The 1171-nt window shown below is 42.8% G+C and carries 3 protein-coding genes; 1 reads left to right on the top strand and 2 read right to left on the bottom strand.

Annotated elements, in window-relative coordinates; translation table 11 throughout:
- Window positions 1–190 (bottom strand): hypothetical protein (locus tag AC30RD_RS09705; protein ID WP_489494355.1); only part of this gene is annotated, 190 nt, incomplete at its 3' end.
- A 37-nt stretch (window positions 191–227) separates the two neighbouring features.
- Between AC30RD_RS09705 and AC30RD_RS09700 the strand changes: the two genes are divergently transcribed.
- On the top strand, window positions 228–362 hold the full coding sequence (locus AC30RD_RS09700; protein ID WP_489494354.1) for a hypothetical protein: 135 nt from the start codon (window positions 228–230) through the stop codon (window positions 360–362).
- Window positions 363–371: 9 nt separating this feature from the next.
- Here the strand turns inward: AC30RD_RS09700 and AC30RD_RS09695 are convergent.
- The coding region (locus AC30RD_RS09695) for a radical SAM protein (RefSeq protein WP_489494352.1) at window positions 372–1171 on the bottom strand (800 nt) is incomplete at its 5' end.

The following is a 1171-nucleotide window of genomic DNA, read 5'->3' as shown; positions in this document are numbered from 1 at the left end:
TAGAATCAGCTGTTAAATACTCTATCTTTTTTACATTAATCTCACTTAGAATAATCTTTTCTACCGCTTTGATGTTGGCTTCCATCTCAGAATTCAGTATAGGAATCATAATTTTAGAAAGAGGTTGTCGGACTCTTAATTTTTCTTTTTTTCTCAGGGATAAAGCAAGAGAAGTAATATTTTGAGCCAACCGCATTCTTTGTTCTAATTGAGGATCAATTTTTGTTTTGTCAGATTTTTATCCTGTTGCTCATTTTGGTTTTCTTATGGCATTGACCATGATTACCGCATTGATTTTTGATTTGGTGGTTACACCGGCGGCAATAAAGGTTGCTGATGATTATACTTCCCGCAGAAACTGAGAGAATGTATTATGCGGGTACAGGTTCATGCAAGCCGAGAACTCTTTCCTTTTCTACTCCCAGTTCCTGTAATCGGGTTTTCATCTCATCTTTATGAATGAGTGAGCTGATGAGAATAAGGTAATCCCCTTCCGGTTTATAGGGGTTTTTTACCGGAATGGTATCGAGCATTCCTTCATAGTAGGTATCAAGAAACTCTTTTACTGCAATTTCTCTTTTTATTAATTGGTTCAGGATTTTCTTTGCGGTTGCTGATGTTCCGAAAATATAAATATCCTTCTTTTCAAGCGGAATGGAATCAAGCCATTGACCAATATCCTCTTCATCAACCCGTGCAATACTGAAGGCATCCATTACTTTCGACATCTTCTGGCTTGCCTGAATCATTTTGTCCTGAAGATACGCCATTGATTTGAATTTTGGCTCATACACATGACGGGCAATATTGTTATAGTCGAGGTCAATCACATCATCCTGATTATCATAAATATATGTGCCGGGGAATGGTGTTGTCTGAGAAACCATCACCTGATCGGGCTGTGTCTCTTCTATAAAGCGGATAGAGGCTTCAAGGTCTTCTTCTGTTTCTCCCGGAAACCCCACCATCACACCGGTGCCTACGCACAAATCCGGAACCACCCGGCAGGCGTGTTCCACTTCGGCGGCATAGTCACGGACGGAGTAGCGGCGTTTCATTTGTTGGAGGATCGCCTCCGCTCCGGATTGCAACGGCAGGTGCAGGAAGGGAACGAGGGGATGCGTCGCATCGGCCATGCGCTCGAACAATGCTGGGGGCACGGTGGTCGGTT

It is taken from the genome of Nitrosophilus sp., assembly GCF_982775275.1.
This window is presented reverse-complemented; position numbering and strand designations above follow the sequence as displayed.